General features: G+C 62.5%; 14 protein-coding genes. 7 read left to right on the top strand and 7 right to left on the bottom strand.

The window, feature by feature from the left end; all coding sequences use genetic code 11:
- Positions 1-22 precede the first annotated feature (22 nt).
- Positions 23-694 (top strand): alpha/beta hydrolase, encoded by a 672-nt coding sequence (locus tag ACGK9R_RS11145; protein WP_394581235.1) that lies wholly within the window; start codon positions 23-25, stop codon positions 692-694.
- On the opposite strand, the gene ACGK9R_RS11140 is transcribed toward ACGK9R_RS11145, so the two are convergent.
- Positions 687-2006, bottom strand: a complete 1320-nt coding sequence (locus tag ACGK9R_RS11140) for an NRAMP family divalent metal transporter (RefSeq protein WP_394581233.1) — start codon at positions 2004-2006, stop codon at positions 687-689. The genes ACGK9R_RS11145 and ACGK9R_RS11140 overlap by 8 nt on opposite strands.
- Positions 2007-2189: 183 nt before the next feature.
- On the opposite strand from ACGK9R_RS11140, the gene ACGK9R_RS11135 reads away from it, so the two are divergent.
- A complete protein-coding gene (locus tag ACGK9R_RS11135; protein ID WP_394581231.1) occupies positions 2190-2828 on the top strand; it encodes a hypothetical protein in 639 nt (212 codons plus the stop codon).
- A gap of 68 nt (positions 2829-2896) precedes the next feature.
- Positions 2897-3169, top strand: a complete 273-nt coding sequence (locus ACGK9R_RS11130) for a DUF2798 domain-containing protein (protein ID WP_394581230.1) — start codon at positions 2897-2899, stop codon at positions 3167-3169.
- A 6-nt stretch (positions 3170-3175) separates the two neighbouring features.
- On the opposite strand, the gene ACGK9R_RS11125 is transcribed toward ACGK9R_RS11130, so the two are convergent.
- Genes ACGK9R_RS11125 through ACGK9R_RS11105 form a run of 5 tightly spaced genes read right to left on the bottom strand, consistent with a single transcriptional unit; the run spans position 3176 to position 9014 of the window.
- Entirely contained in the window at positions 3176-6634 is a 3459-nt protein-coding gene (locus tag ACGK9R_RS11125; RefSeq protein ID WP_394581228.1) for a pilus assembly protein, read from the bottom strand.
- 7 nt (positions 6635-6641) lie between these two features.
- The gene (locus ACGK9R_RS11120; protein WP_394581225.1) at positions 6642-7079 is read right to left on the bottom strand and encodes a PilX N-terminal domain-containing pilus assembly protein; all 438 of its coding nucleotides are present in this window, start codon (positions 7077-7079) and stop codon (positions 6642-6644) included.
- Entirely contained in the window at positions 7076-8092 is a 1017-nt protein-coding gene (locus ACGK9R_RS11115; protein ID WP_394581223.1) for a PilW family protein, read from the bottom strand. Before ACGK9R_RS11115 ends, ACGK9R_RS11120 begins: the two co-directional genes overlap by 4 nt.
- A 1-nt stretch (position 8093) precedes the next feature.
- Complete coding sequence (pilV, locus tag ACGK9R_RS11110) at positions 8094-8489, bottom strand: type IV pilus modification protein PilV (protein WP_394581219.1); 396 nt, start codon at positions 8487-8489, stop codon at positions 8094-8096.
- A gap of 12 nt (positions 8490-8501) precedes the next feature.
- Complete coding sequence (locus tag ACGK9R_RS11105; protein WP_394581217.1) at positions 8502-9014, bottom strand: GspH/FimT family pseudopilin; 513 nt, start codon at positions 9012-9014, stop codon at positions 8502-8504.
- Between the two features lie 396 nt (positions 9015-9410).
- Between ACGK9R_RS11105 and ACGK9R_RS11100 the strand changes: the two genes are divergently transcribed.
- From ACGK9R_RS11100 to ACGK9R_RS11085, 4 genes are all read left to right on the top strand, one after another.
- Positions 9411-9599 carry a hypothetical protein gene (locus tag ACGK9R_RS11100; protein ID WP_394581215.1) on the top strand — a complete coding sequence of 63 codons (189 nt, stop codon included), beginning with the start codon at positions 9411-9413 and terminating at the stop codon, positions 9597-9599.
- A complete protein-coding gene (locus ACGK9R_RS11095) occupies positions 9592-11061 on the top strand; it encodes a sodium:solute symporter family protein (protein ID WP_394581213.1) in 1470 nt (489 codons plus the stop codon). Before ACGK9R_RS11100 ends, ACGK9R_RS11095 begins: the two co-directional genes overlap by 8 nt.
- A 205-nt stretch (positions 11062-11266) precedes the next feature.
- Positions 11267-12838, top strand: a complete 1572-nt coding sequence (locus ACGK9R_RS11090; protein WP_394581211.1) for a Re/Si-specific NAD(P)(+) transhydrogenase subunit alpha — start codon at positions 11267-11269, stop codon at positions 12836-12838.
- A 16-nt stretch (positions 12839-12854) separates the two neighbouring features.
- On the top strand, positions 12855-14297 hold the full coding sequence (locus tag ACGK9R_RS11085) for an NAD(P)(+) transhydrogenase (Re/Si-specific) subunit beta (protein ID WP_394581209.1): 1443 nt from the start codon (positions 12855-12857) through the stop codon (positions 14295-14297).
- A gap of 94 nt (positions 14298-14391) precedes the next feature.
- On the opposite strand, the gene ACGK9R_RS11080 is transcribed toward ACGK9R_RS11085, so the two are convergent.
- Positions 14392-16380, bottom strand: a complete 1989-nt coding sequence (locus ACGK9R_RS11080) for a methyl-accepting chemotaxis protein (RefSeq protein WP_394581207.1) — start codon at positions 16378-16380, stop codon at positions 14392-14394.
- Positions 16381-16448 lie beyond the last annotated feature (68 nt).

Here is a 16448-nt window from a genome sequence, read left to right as displayed (position 1 = left end):
CACTTCGAGAAATGAGCGCGGCATGACGACGTTACGGTCACTGATCGACACGCAAGCCCCTGGCAGGCAGACCCCCTTGTTCGAGACCCGGCAGGGAAACATGGAGCTGCTGGTCGATGTTCCCGGGGCGCCTTTAAAGGGCATTGCGCTCATTGCGCACCCCCAGCCGCTGCTGGGGGGCAGTGCTCGGCACAAGATTCCTTTCAGCCTGGCGCGAGCGTTGAGCGATGACGGTTGGCTCGCCATTCGCCCGAACTTCCGAGGCGTGGGGCGAAGCGAGGGCGAGCATGATCAGGGCGAGGGGGAAAGTGACGATCTCTTGTATCTGGTGCATGCGCTTCGCGACGCCTGGCCCGCGTTACCGATCGCGCTGATCGGTTTCTCTTTCGGCGCCTATGTGCAGGCTCGCGTTGCCAACGCGCTGGCGCAAAGTGGCCAGCCTGCCGAGCACGTCGTGCTGTTGGGGTTGCCCGTCGGCCTTGTGCCCGACGGGCGTTTCTATGCAACGCCTTCACTGGCGAGTGACACGCTGCTGATCCACGGCGAGCACGACGAGCACGCGCCCCTGGCCCTTTTGTCGGCGCACGTTCGCCAGCCTCCCATTCCCATTGTCATGGTGCCGGGGGCGGATCACTTTTTCTCTAATAGCATGGCGCTGCTGTTAGCGCTGGTGCGCCAAGCACTTGTTATATAAAAAGCACGACGATATAGCCCACCGACAACAGCGTCAGCGTGGCGATCGCCAGCCAGCTCCAGGCGTTGATCAGCTTCGATGGGCGAAGCGACACCGGCACGGTCGGGCCGTTGGCGGTGAAGTGGTTGAGCGCGGCGAGGATCGGGCTGAGCAGAAACGCCACGACCATCACGAAGTCCATGAACAGACGGAAGTTGCCCATCAGGGTATAGAGAATCACCGCCGCCAGCAGCGAAAGCCCGATCAGCGAGACCAGAAACGCCGGGCTGCCCTCGAGCGTACGCGAGGTTTCCGTGTCGTTGGCGGGCCGCGTGAAGGTGTACCAGGAGGCGCTGAGGATACGCGGAAAGCCGTCCAGCACGGTCAGAAGCGTGGTCAGCATGACGGTGAACGCGGAAATGCCCACGACCACGCCGCTCCACTCGCCGAGTGTGGAGGTGTAGAGGCTGATCACCTGGGTGGCAAAGCCCACCGCGCCGTCGGCGGGGCTCACGCCCTGGCTGTGCATGACGCCGGCACCCATGATCACGAAGCACGCCGCCAGCACGCCGGCCCCGATATAGCCGATGTTGAAATCGATCTTCTCGGCGGCGGTGTCGCTGCGCGCGCCCTGGTTTTTATTGCGCGCCTCGGACCACAGCGAGTTCATCACCGCCAGCGTAATGTCCGACGGCATTAATCCAAGCACAGCCACCAGCGTCACGAAGGTCGCGACACTCCATAGCGGCGAGACCGCCGTAGCGGGGTAGAACGTCCACTCCACCAGCGGGATCGCGGCGACGGCGGCCAGCACCGTGGTCACGCTCAGGATCACCACGAATACCTTGTTGACCCAGTCCAGCAGCCGGTAGCCGCCGGCGAAGGTGAGTACGCCGCAAAGCGCGATCAGGATCACGGCCACCGTGGGCGGGCTGAGCGTGAGCGGCACGATGCTGCCGGCAAGCCCAGCGGTGGTGATCGCGATGGCGGCGATGATGATCGCGGTCACCGGAATCTGCACCAGCGCGAACAGGCCCACCACCGAGCGACCGAAGGTCTGGCGGTACCCCTCGACCAGCGACTTGCCGGTCACGCTGACGTAGAAGGGGCCAAAAAAGAACGAGGGGTACTTGAGCAGTACGGCGAGCAGAATGAACCCCAGAAGGCCAATGCCGTACTCGGCGCCGGCCCGGGTGGACTGCACTACGTGGGAGGTGCCGATGGCCGCACCGGCGAACAGAAAGCCGGGGCCGAGGGCGGCCAGATACTTTTTGGCGTGCGACGGTGAGCGCGCGGCATCGCCGGGCAGTGAAGCGGAGTCCTGGGAGGGCATGAGCGATTTCCTTGTGAGCCTTGAGACCGGCAGCGGTATTGTTGTTTTGTCGTTACCGAGTGAGGCGCCATGGTAGCCTGGCTTGGCTGCGCTTTCATGCCACATTCGACTATTACGTCGTATCTGTTATATGAAAGGATCATCGCTGAACGCGCTTCTTTCACTCAATCAAAAGGTCTGCCCATGCTTGTCGCTCTCGTTTACGGTTTGATCTTCGTTGGCGTCACCGCCACGCTCTATCAGCTCTATGCGGTGAACTACGCCATCAATTTCGATAACGCTCGAAAGCTCTCTCCCAGCGATCATGCAAAGCTCGAGCGGCTGGGGGCAGCGGCGGGGCAAAGTGGGTGGGATAAAGACGCGCAAGCGGAAACCTTCGATCACGCGGTTGATGCGACCCTGGGCGAGCACTTCGATAAAACGCTGGTGCGTGAAGCGATCGAAAGCGGCGATGAGAATGCCGCCCGCGCGCTGCTGCGTCGCCACGACGATCTACGCTTTGGCTCACGCGTCAGTGCCCGCATTGGGCCGCTTGGCCGCGCCCATTTGCCCCGACGCGACTGGCGGGCGCTGTTCATTACACTGGTGATCGTCAATAGCCTGATCGCGCAGTTTTTGGGCGGCATGAGCATCTATACGCTGCTCTACCCGGTACAAACGCCGGCACTTTCCTGGCTCAACGAGCCGGCGATCCTGATGGGGCTGATCTTTTTGCTCCTTCCGGTGAATTATCTGATCGGTCAGCTGGATTTTTATCTGAACGATCTTTACCGGATCGGACGGCTTACGCGGGAAAAGAGCGCCAAGGCGCGCTTCGCCTGAGCCGCCTTCATAATACGCCCAGCAGTGGTTAAGATAGCAGGCTCATTAAGTAGAGGAAGATCCTGTTCATGAGCTTGAAACGCTACCCCGAGCAGCGCCTGCTGGCAGCGCGCAAGCTGCACCCGAAGTTCACGCCCGTGGTCTTCGCCTTTTATATGTCCTCGATCATGGCGTTTTTGATGACGATCGTGATCACGGCCGTCAACGCCGGGATGGTCGAGGGCTTCATGTCGTTGGTCTGGCAGGCCTACCGGGTGGCGATGCCGGTGGCCTTTGTCTGTATTCTGATGGTGCGCCCGGTGGTCGCGCGGCTGGTGCAGTGGACCGTGCGCTCGGTTTGATTTCCCTCAATAGTTGACCTGGCGCCAGGAGCGGCGGCCGAGCGGCGTTTCGATGAGCTCGACGATCGGAGAAGTGTCGCTGGTCCCGTCCGGGTTGCCGGTGAAGAGGGTTTCTCGCCCATCGGCGCTCTTGACGCCGACCAGACGCTCCCCGCTGCCTATCTGAAGCCCCACGATCGCATCACCGTTGATTTTAGTTTCGCTGTCGATCGTGCCGTCTCGATTGAAGTCGAAGATCGTCCCCCCACCGCTGCCACCGGTATCTGCCAGCAGCGAGAGAAAATAGCCCACTCGCTTGCCGGCACAGGGGTTCGTGGTGTCTGGCCGCATGGTCGAAAAGCGCACCCGCCGAGGCAGGCCGCTGGAGAAACTGGGCGAGGCGACGACCCGCTCGCCCGCCGGTAGCGCCAGGCGCCAGCCAGGCTGGCTGGTCAGCGCCGCGTTGGTCGTCGCGCGCACGGTCAGCCCGCCCTGGGAGCCGGTGCCGCTGATGCGCTGTTCCAAAAGCTGTGAGGACGTGACCGGGGTCGTGCGGCTTACCTGATCGCGAATGCCGATCAGCTGCTGCACATTATTGTCGGCAAGATCCGAGTTTCGGAAGTAGCTGCCGGTGCCGAAGATCACCATGAGCTGGTTGTTGGCTCCGCCGCTCAGAGTGACCGCCGGGGCCGAGGTGATCGGCTGGCTGCGCGCGCCGGTATAGAGTTTGGTGATCTGCCCGCCGCTCTGGGTCAGCGGAAAGCGCCATAGCGTGCCGTTCAAATCCCCGGCATAGGCGAAGCGCGCGCCCTGGTTGAAGGTGGGCCAGGCGGTCACGGTGGGCGTGGCAAGCCCATTGGGCGCATCCACGCTGCCTTCACCGGTGTCGAGTCGGGCGATAAGCGCACCGGTTTGCAGATTGACCACGTAGAGCGCGGCCTTGTAGCTCGCGCTGTTGTAGCCGTTGCCGAAAATCGCCGCCCAGGTGCCGTCGCTGAGCTGGGTGATGGTGGGTTCGCTCACGCCGCTGCCAAGCTCCGGGCGGCGAAACTCCCACAGTACGCTTTGCGCGCCCATGCTGGTCGGGTTGCTCACATCCAGCGCAAACACCGTGCGCCCGCCGGCACCCATGGTGCCGACCGCGATGGCACGTTTACTGCCGTCACTCCGCGTGATTTCCCGCGCGGCGGGCGTGCCGTCCATGAAGTAGCGGTGGCTATAACCGGGGCGCGTCAATTCGCGAAGCGGCGGCGAGGCGCCTTGGGTAAGCTCGGAAGGCAGGTAGGCAAACAGCTCGCGGCCGGTATCGGCGTGAAAGCCGTGCAGCATCCCGTCGTTGGCCGCCACCAGCAAAAGCGGCGGGCGAGTGTCGCTACCTGGCAGCATTACCGGGCTTGCGTTGATGATATCGCCCAGCGGCGACTGGCGGGTGCGCAGGCCGGTCTGGTTCGACCCCTGCAACCAGTTGATTTCGGCTTGGGTAAAGCCGCTGGTGACCGTACTGAGCAGCGCCCCGGTTTTACGGGTTTGGCCTTGGGGCTGGTGCGAGGTCAGCAGACGCCGGGTGCCCACCTGGCGGGCAAGCTCCGTCTCGGCATTCCAGCGCGGGGTACGTTGGCCGCTGGCGTCGATAGTGGAGGCGACCAGCCGGCCCGACCAGTCACCGCTACGAAACCCCGCGCTATAGAGCAGGTTGTTACCTTGCAGGTCGAAGGTATCGCTACTCACCGCTGAGGCGGTGCTGGACTGCGACGAGGCGATGATCTGGCCCAGCACCTGGCGCATGACCTGGTTGAGCGAGGCCTCGTCGTTGGCGAAGTAGGCGCGCTCGGTGCCGCCAGCCTTGGCCAGCTCCCCGAGCGGGTCGGCGGGCACGCCGGGCAGGTTATTGATATCCGGCGGCAGGTTGAAGCCCACCACGTAGGTGCGTACCGGGTTGCGCAAGCTGCTTGCGGTATCGTTGTAGAGCCGCCGAATGGCGTTCTGGGCATCGGTTAGCGCCTGGCTTACGTTATTGCCCAGCGAGCGGCCGGTGCGATCCACTGAGGGCAAACCGTCGGTCAACCAGATGTTGGCGTTGATCAGGCACTGTTGAGCGCTTTGATTGCTCATATTGGGAATACTGATACCGGAGCTACGTCCTTGAGCCGTTCCGAAGGAGTTACCGGCACGGGTATTGTTCAAGAAGTAGTCCCGCACGGTGTACATGGTGCCTTCGATGGGCGTCAGGCCGGTGGCCAAAAGCGGCCATGCAGGGTCCGTCATGGGGTTGCCGCTACCGTTCCAGTCGTGGCGCTGGGGTTGGAGCTTGGCCAGGATTTGGTTCCAGTGGGCGTCGTCGATCGAACCGTTTGCGTTGAGTCCGCCGATGGGCACATGCAGGTAGCCAAGGCCTGGCGAGGAGGCGGTACGCCACTCGAGCTGGTTAAGCGCCAGCGAAGCTGTGTGCGCACCCCAGTTGGGGATGCCGCGTTGGCGAAGGCTATCGACAAGCGGGAGAGTGTACTCACCCACGATAGGACGGAAAAACGGGAGACCGGTATTTCCTGCAATAACCGGGTCGTCGTACCAAACACGATTGGTCTCGATCATCGGCCAGCCCGTATTGCTGCCTGCCACCCTTCGATACCGTTCGACGCGCTGATCGGTCGTCGCCGTAGGGTTTTGAATGTTACGCCAGTATTCGGTGACGTCACGAGTGGGCACGCCAGTCGTATAGGACTCATCGAAGGTATACCCCGGTACGCCAGCGTTAAAAAAGACGTAATAGTTGCTGCCGGGTAGCCGCGCCCGGTAGCGCTTGGTGGTGGCGTTCCAGGCCCCGGTGAAACTGGGTACATACCAACTTGGGTTGGCATCACTGGAGTAGCGGGCATCCAGCGCTCGCTCGGTCAGACGCCACACCACCGTTCGATTGGTGAAGGCGTCATCTCGATTGCGCGATGCGGGGTTCTGCTCATAGGCCATTAGCCCGAGGTTAATATCCCCCCGGTAGCGGTCGATCAGCTCGCGGCCCACTTTCTTCATGATGCTCGACTTGCTCAGCGGCGAGCGTGCGCCCGCCGGGCACTGAGATGCGTTGAACGTGGTGAGCTGACACGCCGCCAGCGTCTCGCGATCCCCGGAGTTGTTGCCAATCGCCACGCGCCCATCGAGCCCTTCCTGACCGCTTTCGGAGTTATCCAGAATCAGCAGAATGTTGGGCGGAACCTGGCTGACCGCGTTGAGCGGCGCGTTGGCGAGCCCCGTGCGGTCGGTGGGGATCTCGTACTGATCGCGGCCATCGTCCGTGCCGCCGCCTATTGGAGTGTCGGGTGGCGGCGGCGGCTCGGGTTGAGGGTCGGGCACGGTGGGCTGGGTGGGGCCAGGAGTGGGCGAGGTGGGCGGCGGGCTGGTGCCAAGCGCCAGCGCGTCGGTTGCGTCAAAACCCGTCCAACATACCAGAACGAGCGTATAGAAAAGTCGTAGGCCTTTGTTCTTTGACATGGTGAACTCACTCTATACGGACATAAACGGCTTCGAGATTGACGTTGGTCTCCTTCGAGCGGCCAAACCCTTTGGCTTCGATGCGATACAGCACTTCGAGTGTCTCGACCCCTTGGCTGGTGACGCGCGAGCCGATGACTTCGCCGGTTTGTCGAAGCATCCGGTACTCCGGGTCGTGAATAAAGCTGGCGCTATCGGATGAGTAGGAACTCCAGCCGCTGGTAGGCTTGCGGCCTTCTTCAAGAATACGCTCAGCTTCCTGGAGTGCGGCCTCGGCCGCCTGTAGCGCCATGCTGTACTCCTGCTGATTGACCGCCATGTGGCGTTGCACCATCGAGCCCTGCATCGACGACAGGCTCACCAGCGTGACGATAGCGAGAAAAACCAGGCTCAGCACCAGCGCAAGCCCGCGCTGGTTGGCCGGGGTGGCGCCTTCGCTGTTCACAGCCGGTTCCTCAGGTCGATGGTGGTGGTGAAGGCCTGATAAAGGCGGCCGTCATTGGCTTGGAACGGATTCGTTTGAAAGTTGCCGGTCGCAATTTGTGTCGGCGTTTGGCGCAAGTCGGTGCGTTCACTCTGAATGATCAGACTGACGCGCACGGCGCGAACGGCCGGCCATTCAGCGGCGCTGACGTCTTCCACCGGTTTGTAGCTTCCATCCACCAGATACCGCGCGCGCAGGGCGACCACGTGGCTGGCCAGCACTTCGTTTTGCGTTGTCGCGGTGCTGGTATCCAGACGCATCAGCGAAGGCACGCCCGCATTGTTTGAATCATTGCCCAGGTAGTAAACGCCGCTATTGAGTACGGTGAGCGTAACGGTCTGATTCTGTATATAAGACAGGGGCGATGCTTGAATGCTGTTGGCAGGCCAACCGGCCGTGCTTTTCTGCAGCTTGCTGGCTGCGGTGGCGGCGTTAAGAATAAGATCGCATTTTTGCGCGCTTTGAAGCAGCAGCATGCGGCCCACTGTGTCAGGAGGCGCAGAAGGTGCAGGAGGAATGGGTTTAAAATCGTAAAGCTGCCCGGAAACCGACGTGATTGTGCCCGGGGTCGACGCGCCCGCCGCGCGAAAAGCGATGCTCTGGGAGTTACCGAGCGGGTTAGTCAATGAGGAGAAGGTCCGCGTTTGCGAGGCGGTAAAACCCTGCAGGCCCGGCGCTGGCGTAGGCGTTGCACCGGAAGCGCTTAGCGGTGCGCGTACGCTGACGTTCACCTGGTTGGGCGCGCAGCCGCCCTTGAAGTCCGCTTGGCGAAGCTCCCGAGAAAGCGTCTCTAAAGCGAAGCGCCCGGTGTCCTGCATGTTGGCAAGGGCAGTGGTGGTGCGGTAGTTCTGTTGCGATGCGACAAAAAGCTGGGTGGCGCCCAGAATCACCAATACGCCGATCACCATGGCGACCATCAGCTCGATGAGGGTAAACCCCGTTTGTTTTAGAGAGGCGCCACGAGCGGTGTTCATTTCATAGCTCCGTGACCAGTTCGACCGTGCGCTTCTTGCTTGAGAAGGGGTTATTGAAACGCACCGCGACACTAACCTGATCATTTACCTCGACCTTGCCTTCGCCACCGGGCAGCACAGCGTTGAGGTCGCTTATCCATGTGGCAGTATCGTTGGCGACAAGCCCCGTACCGCTGGAGTCCTCGCCGAAATCAAGACTATAGGCGCTGGCCTCGCTGCGATTGGCGCGAATGCGATCCATCATGTCCTGAGCCATATTGGTAGCCTGGGTCTCGAGATAAGCGCTACGCTGCTGGGAAAGCGAATTGGTCTGCAGCGCCACCACGCCTAAAAGGCCAACGGACATGATCAGCATGGCCACCAGCGACTCGATCAATGAGATACCCCGCTGTTTCATGTTCGTGAAGCCTCACTGTTTATTCGGGAAAGGGCATTGGTGGACATCCAGTACACGCGATAGGCCGCTCGGCTCCAGGCGAATACAACGCTGCTGCTGATCGACGGCGAACGCAATGAAGGTGGTTCGGGGGATACTGATGCCCTCGTCGTCTAAACGCCCCAGGCTGGAAAAACGCAGCTGGCCCATGTTGCTCTTTTGCGGAACGCCGAACTCAACACTCAATTGGTTGGAGGCCGCAGGCCACTGGCGTAGCGTGGTGGACTGCGTTCTGACCTCCCAGCCGGCGGCCCAATTTCCCGCCAGTGGCACAAGCGTTATGTAAGTATTACGCCGCACCGCTTCGCTTCGCGCATAGTTCAGCGCGGTCTTGAACTCGTTGGTGGCGCTGACCACGCGGTTGACCTCGAGCATGCGCGCGAAGTTGGGCAGGCCCACGCTCGCCATGAGCGCGATAATGGCGATGGCCACCAGCAGTTCCAGCAGGGTAAACCCTGCCATCGAGCGTTTTCGTCTCAGCGCCACGTCACTCTCGCCGGCCGCATGATGTGGCTAGAATTCATTCATTATCATGATCTAATATCGTCATTTTGGATGATCGGTAGGAGCCTTTAGTAATAGTAAAGTACCAGATGAAGGAAAAGGGTAGTCGAGAAATACCTGCCATTAATGGCCCCTATTGGCGCCAATGCCCGAATCCGTCGTTACTCCGCTCTCCAGCGGCGTTTTGAACCCTGTCGATACGCTAACGGCACGCGGCTTCGAAACTTGAGGAGAACGCGCATTTTTGTCGACAATCGCCGTTTTAGTGCGCCTGCTATCCGCTTTTAGTCGTTAATTTGAATTACGATATCTGGTTGTCGGTGCGGGAGCGTGTATGCTTGAGCGCCTGTCAATCACAACGGATACAAGAGGACAGCAATGGCGCGTGATAAATGGAGTTGGGCGGTGGCGGCGGTCGTGGTGCTCTGCTGTGTGGTGCCTTACACCCTGCTGACTAATGTGGCGGCCTGGTACGGCAGTTTTCTCTTCTGGAGCGGCGCAGGGCTGGTGGTCATCGCCTTGAACATTGTCATCACCCGTTCGTTCAAGGAGTTCGACCGTGACTGAGTCGATGATCTGGTTCGCCATCGCGGCCTATCTGGTCGTCTCGGTCGTGATCGCCTTTCTCTCGCGCCAGGGGCGGGCCGAGAGCATGTCGGGCTACTTTCTGGGCAACCGGCAGATGAATGGGGTCGTCTCGGCGCTGAGCTACAGCGCGACGACCTACAGCGCCTTCATGATGGTGGGGCTCGCCGGGCTCACCTACGCCGGCGGCGTGGGGGCTCTGGGGTTTGAAATCATCTATTTTGCCGGGGTCTCGCTGGTGGCGGTCTTCGGGCCGCGTTTCTGGGCGGTGGGGCGGGCGTTCGGCTTCGTCACACCCAGCGAAATGCTGGGCTTTCGCTATCACAGCAAGGCCGTGGCGCTGTCGATGTCGGTGGCCAGCTGTATCTTTTTGATCCCTTACTCGGCGGTGCAGCTGGCGGGCGTGGGGTATCTGCTCGAGGGCATGACCAGTGGGGCGATCGGCTTCACCACCGGGGTGGTGCTGGCCACCGCCATCGCGGTCTTCTTCGCCTTCGTGGCGGGCATTCGCTCGGTGATGTGGACCGACTCGCTGCAGGCGCTGATGATGATCGTCGCCTCCACCCTGGTCGCGCTGCTGGTCATTCACGGCCTCGGCGGTTTCAGCGGGCTGTTCGAGACGCTGTCGACCGAGCACCCCGACTCGCTCACCGTACCAGGCCCGGGGCTTTTCAGCCTGACGACCTTTCTGGGATTGAGTATTCCCTGGTTCTTCTTCAGCCTCTCCAACCCCCAGGTGAGCCAGCGCCTGTTCATGCCCTCATCGCTTTCGGCGATGCGCCAGATGCTGATCGGCTTCATGGTCTTCGGCTTCATTTATACCCTGGTGTCGGTGCTTTGGGGCTTCTCTGCGCTGGCGGCGTTTCCGGATCTCGAACGGGCGGACCTGGCCACGCCCACGCTGCTCGGTTCCGACTTCATCCCGCCGTTACTGGGCGTGATCGTGATGATCGGCATTCTGGCGGCGGCGGTCTCCACCATCGATTCGATCATGCTGACGCTGGCGTCGATGCTCTCGCGCGACGTTTACGCCCACGTCAAAAGCGGCGCCAGCGAAAAGCGCCAGCTGTTGATCGGCAAGTTCGTGATACCGGTCATCGCGCTGCTGGCGCTGGGCTTTGCCGAGCTTCAGCTCGATCTGATCGCGGTGTTGTCGGTAGCGGCGTCGTCCGGGCTGGTGGCCATGGTGCCGGCCATCGTTGGGGCGTTTTTCTGGAAGCGCGGCACCGCCCTGGGGGCGCTTGTCAGTATTATCGGTACAAGCGCGTTCGTGCTCGTAATGTACGCCACCGGCAACTCGCTTCTGGGGCTGCCGGCGGGTATCTGGGGGATTCTGGTCGCCACGCTGCTGTTTCTGGGCGGGAGCCTGCTGAGTACGCCGCACACGGCCTCGCGGGATGACTTTTTCGAGGCGGTGGACGGGGTACTGGCCAAACGCCGTTAACGAGCGTGGCGCTCTTCGGCTTTAGACGAAAGTAGCGGCCAGTGGTATTAGCCAAAATGCGCATGGCAATGTATGTAATATTACTACATTGTGGTGTCATCCGAGAGCAATTCGGCGGTTCGGTGATGAACCGCGTTTTTTCAGGCGGTGCTGAGCGTGCAAGCAGTGAGCGCCGCCTGACTTTTTCACCCAGGAGGGGCAACGAGTGAAAATAGGCGCATTAAAGGAGAGTCACCGGGGCGAGGCGCGGGTCGCGCTGACCCCGGAAAGTGCGGGCCAGCTTCAGAAGCTGGGCCATGAGTGCCTGATCGAAGCCGGGGCCGGCGTGGCCGCAGGCTTCGACGACCAGGCCTACCGCGACGCCAACGTCACCGTGGTCGAGGGCGCTCAGCCGCTGTTTGACGACGCCGATGTCGTCATCAAGGTGCGCGAGCCCAGTGACGAAGAGGCCGAGCGCCTGCGCGAAGGCCAGACGCTGATCTCGTTCTTCTGGCCCGCCCAGAACGAGGCGATGCTCGAGAAGTGCCGGGTGAAGGGCGCCAGCGTCATCGCCATGGACATGGTGCCGCGTATTTCCCGGGCCCAGAAGATGGACGCGCTCTCGTCGATGGCCAACATCGCCGGCTACCGTGCGGTGATCGAGGCGGGCAACCACTTTGGGCGCTTCTTCACAGGCCAAGTGACCGCCGCGGGCAAGGTGCCGCCGGCCAGGGTGCTGGTGATCGGCGCGGGCGTTGCGGGCCTTGCCGCCATCGGCACCGCCACGAGCCTCGGTGCGGTGGTGCGCGCGTTCGACGTGCGCCCGGAAGTCTCCGAGCAGATCGAATCGATGGGCGCGGAGTTCCTGTTTCTCGATTTCGACGACACCCAGGACGGCTCGGAAAGCGGCGGCTACGCTTCGCCCTCGAGCCCGGAGTTTCGCGAGAAGCAGCTCGAGTGCTTTCGCGAGCAGGCGCCGGACGTCGATATCGTCATCACTACCGCGCTGATTCCCGGCAAGCCTGCACCGAAGCTCTGGCTCGAGGACATGGTCGCGGCCATGAAGCCGGGTTCGGTGATCGTCGATCTCGCCGCCGAGAAGGGCGGCAACTGCGACCTGACGAAGCCCGACGAGCGCGTGGTGTCTGACAACGGCGTAATCGTGGTCGGCTACACCGATTTTCCCTCGCGCATGGCGACCCAGGCGTCGCTTCTCTACGCCACCAACATCCGCCACATGCTGACTGATCTGACGCCGGAGAAGGATGGCGTGATCGTTCACGACATGGAGGATGACGTGATTCGCGGGGCGACGGTGACGCACAAAAGCGAGATCACCTTCCCACCGCCGCCGCCGAAGGTGAAGGCGATCGCCGCCGCCAAGCCCAAACCGAAGGAGAAGGAGCCGACCGCCGAGGAGAAGAAGGCCGCCGAGCTTGCCACCTTCAAGGCGCAGACCAAGCGCCAGGTCACGCTTCTGGCCGTGGGCGGGGCGCTGATGCTGCTGCTTGGCCAGGTCGCGCCGGCGTCGTTCATGCAGCACTTTATCGTCTTCGTGCTGGCGTGTTTCATCGGCTTCCAGGTGATCTGGAAGGTGAGCCACTCGCTGCACACGCCCTTGATGGCAGTGACCAACGCGATTTCCGGCATCATCATTCTCGGGGCGATTCTGCAGATCGGCTCCGGTAGCGCGATCGTCACGCTGCTGGCGGCGATCTCGGTGCTGATCGCTACCATCAACATCGTGGGGGGCTTTCTGGTGACACGCCGGATGCTCGCCATGTTCCAGAAATCCTGAGCGGCGGAGAGACGACATGTTGGGTCAAGGATTCGTATCGGCCGCGGCGATCGCGGCAAGCGTTCTATTCATTCTTTCGCTCGGGGGCTTGAGTAATCAGGAGAAGGCCAAGCGCGCCGTCTGGTACGGCATCATCGGCATGGCGGTGGCGGTAGGCTTCACCGCCTTCGGCCCCGGCATCGGCGGCTACGGCTGGCTGATCCCGATGGTGCTGATCGGTGCCGGCATCGGTGCGTACCTGGCGCGCAAGGTCGAGATGACCGAAATGCCCCAGCTGGTGGCGGCGCTGCACAGCTTCGTCGGCCTGGCGGCGGTGTTCGTCGCCTGGAGCGCGGATCTCGAGCGCCGCCGGGTACTGGCGGCCCGCGCCGCCGATGGCGTGATGCAGGAGTTCTCGGCCTTCGCCGCGCTGGTCGCCACCAAGGCGCCGGACGAGCTGACGTTCCTGCAGATCGAAGTGGTGCTGGGCATCTTCATCGGTGCGGTGACCTTTACCGGCTCGGTGATTGCGTTCGGCAAGCTCGCCGGCAAGGTCGACGGCAAACCGCGCCAGCTGCCGGGTGGGCATCTGCTCAACGCCGGTGCCGCGGTGCTTTCACTGGTACTGGCGATCATGTACCTCAACGGCGCCGGCTTCTGGACGCTGATTCTGCTGGCAGCACTCGCGTTCTTCATCGGCTACCACCTGATCATGGGCATCGGCGGCGCCGACATGCCGGTGGTGGTCTCCATGCTCAACAGCTACTCCGGCTGGGCGGCGGCGGCGATCGGCTTTACGCTCTCCAACGACCTGCTGATCGTGACCGGGGCGCTTGTCGGCTCCTCCGGGGCGATTCTCTCCTACATCATGTGCAAGGCGATGAACCGTAACTTCGTCAACGTGATTCTCGGCGGCTTTGGTGGAAGTCAGGGCCCCGCGGCGGAGATCGAAGGCGAGCAGGTGGCCATCGACGCCGGTGGCGTGGCCAGCGCCTTGAACGACGCCGACAGCGTCATCATCGTACCGGGCTACGGCATGGCGGTCGCCCAGGCGCAGAGCGCGGTGAGCGACCTGGTGCGCAAGCTGCGCGCCGCCGGCAAGGAGGTGCGCTTTGGCATTCACCCGGTCGCCGGGCGCCTGCCGGGGCACATGAACGTGCTGCTGGCAGAAGCCAAGGTGCCGTATGACATCGTGCTGGAAATGGACGAGATCAACGACGACTTCGCCGAGACCGACGTGGTGATCGTCATCGGCTCCAACGACATCGTCAACCCGGCCGCCCAGGAGGACCCGAACAGCCCGATCGCCGGCATGCCGGTATTGAAGGTGTGGGAGGCCAAGCAGGTGTTCATTTCCAAGCGGGGCCAGGGTACCGGCTACTCCGGCATCGAGAACCCGCTGTTCTACAAGGAGAACAGCCGCATGTTCTACGGCGATGCGCGGGAAAGCCTGAATACCTTACTGCCGCTGATCGACTGACGGCCGGTTCTTGAAACGCTAGCTCTTGAAACGCAAAACCCGCGACCTGGTCGCGGGTTTTTTGTGCAACTGTCTGAGCCTCAGCCGCTTTGAGTTAGAACTCCTCCCACTCGGCCACGTCCGACGGTGGTTGGCGCCATGAGAGCGGCTTTTGCGGTGAGGGCAGCGCGGCGGCGCCTTTGCCGGGCGCGGGCCTTGCCGCCGAGAGCGTCGAGGCAAAAGAGGGCGACTCGTTGCCCAGCACGAACTCGCTCATCAGCCGGTCCAGGCGCTCGGCGTTTTCGCGCATCTGCGCGGCAAGCGAGGCGTTCTGGCTGACCATGGTGGCATTTTGCTGGGTCATGGTGTCCATTTCCGCCACGGCGGTGTTGACCTGGTCGATGCCCGAGGTCTGCTCGCGGGCGCCGGCGGCGATCTCGCCCATCACGTCCGTGACCTGGGTGATGCTCTTGTGAATCTCCTCCATCTGCTGGGCGACCGCGTCGACGATCTGGTTGCCCTGTTGGGCGTGGCCCACGGAGACATCGATCAGCGCGCGGATGTCTTGGGCGGCGCTGGCCGAGCGGCTGGCCAGCGTGCGCACCTCGTTGGCAACCACGGCGAAGCCGCGGCCCTGCTCGCCGGCCCGCGCCGCCTCGACCGAGGCGTTGAGCGCCAGGATGTTGGTCTGAAAGGCGATCGAGTCGATCAGCCCGATGATCTCGCTGATCTTGTGCGACGACTCGTTGATCGCCTGCATCTTGCTCTGCATCTCGCGCATCGACTCGGTGCCGCGCTGGGAAGCGCCGGCGGCCTCGAAGGCGAGGCCATTGGCCTGTTCGGAGGCCTGGGAGGTGTGCGCCACCGTCGAGTGGATCTCCTCCATCGAGGCGGAGGTTTCCTGCAGGTTGGCGGCGGCCTGTTCGGTGCGCGAGGAGAGCTCGCGAGTGCCGTCGGCGATATCGCCGGCGCCGAGCAGCACCGTCTGGGCATTGTGGCGCACTTCCAGAAGCGTGCCCTGCATCCGCTCGACGAAGGCGTTGAAGCCTTTGGCCAGGTCGCCCACTTCGTCCTGACTCTTCACCTCCAGGCGCCGGGTCAAATCGCCCTTGCCCTGGGCGATCTCTGCCATGGCGGCGGCGGTACGCTTGACCGGCGCCAGCGCGCGGCGCGCGGCCAGCGCTACCACCAGCAGCAGAAGGCCAAAGAGCACGAGCCCCACCACCAGAAGCGAGAACAGAAGCGAGTGGGTAACCGAGGTAAACACGGCCTTTGGGATAGTCGTGCCCACGACCCAGGACGTGCCTTCGACCGGCTGCCACATCAGCGTCTTGTGCTCGCCGCTGGGCATGATGATATCGCCGGCACCGGGCGTGCCGTCGAGCATCTGCGCGCCCAATGTGCTCAGGCCCTGATAGCCGTGGGTTTGATCACCCTCGGTATAGTTGAGCGCCAGGCGGTAGGAAGAATCCGGGTGCGCGATGACGCGGCCCAGGCTGTCGATCATCCAGCCGTAGCTACCTTCCCCCACGTTGATGTCCGAGGTGATGCTGGACAGCGACTCGAGCGACAGCGCCAGCCCCAGAAGCCCGGTTCGATTACCCTGGGCGTCGAAGACCGTCTCGACCATCAGCGCGGCGGGTTCGTTGGTTGCCATCGAAATGAACGGGTCGAGCAGCAAGCGGTCGGCGCTGCCCTCTACCACCAGCGCCTGAAAGTAAGGGCGCTCGGCGATATTGAGCGGCAGTCCGTCCTGGTTGATCGTGTTGCCGGCGGCATCGGAGAGAAACAGCGACTCGATCATGCCATCAAAGGCGTGGCGCTTGGCCAGCCACGGCACGAGACTCTCGAGCGACGCCCCCTGAGCGAGACGGTCGTCCTGGGCCAGAATGCCGAGCCAGTTACGATAGCCGTCGACCCAGCGGCCGATTTCGTCGCCCCGCGCGTCGACCTGGCGCATGGCGCTATTGTCGATCAACGCCGGAATCGACTGGTTGAGTTGAAAACTGATCACTGCGCCCAGCGTAATGGCTACGGCCAGCAAGGGAAGCGCGGTCGCCAGCAGCAGCTTCTGCGTCAGCGACAGGCGAGAAAGTTTATTCATCGAAAGCCCCAAAGAGTCGGCTTCGTTCACCACGGGTCAGCGCGGCTCAAAAGCCGAAAGCGAATATT

The organism is Halomonas sp. HNIBRBA4712 (genome assembly GCF_043558675.1).
Classification (GTDB): Bacteria; Pseudomonadota; Gammaproteobacteria; order Pseudomonadales; family Halomonadaceae; genus Vreelandella.
The sequence above is the reverse complement of the archived record's forward strand: the minus strand, read 5'-3'. Positions and strand labels throughout refer to the sequence as shown.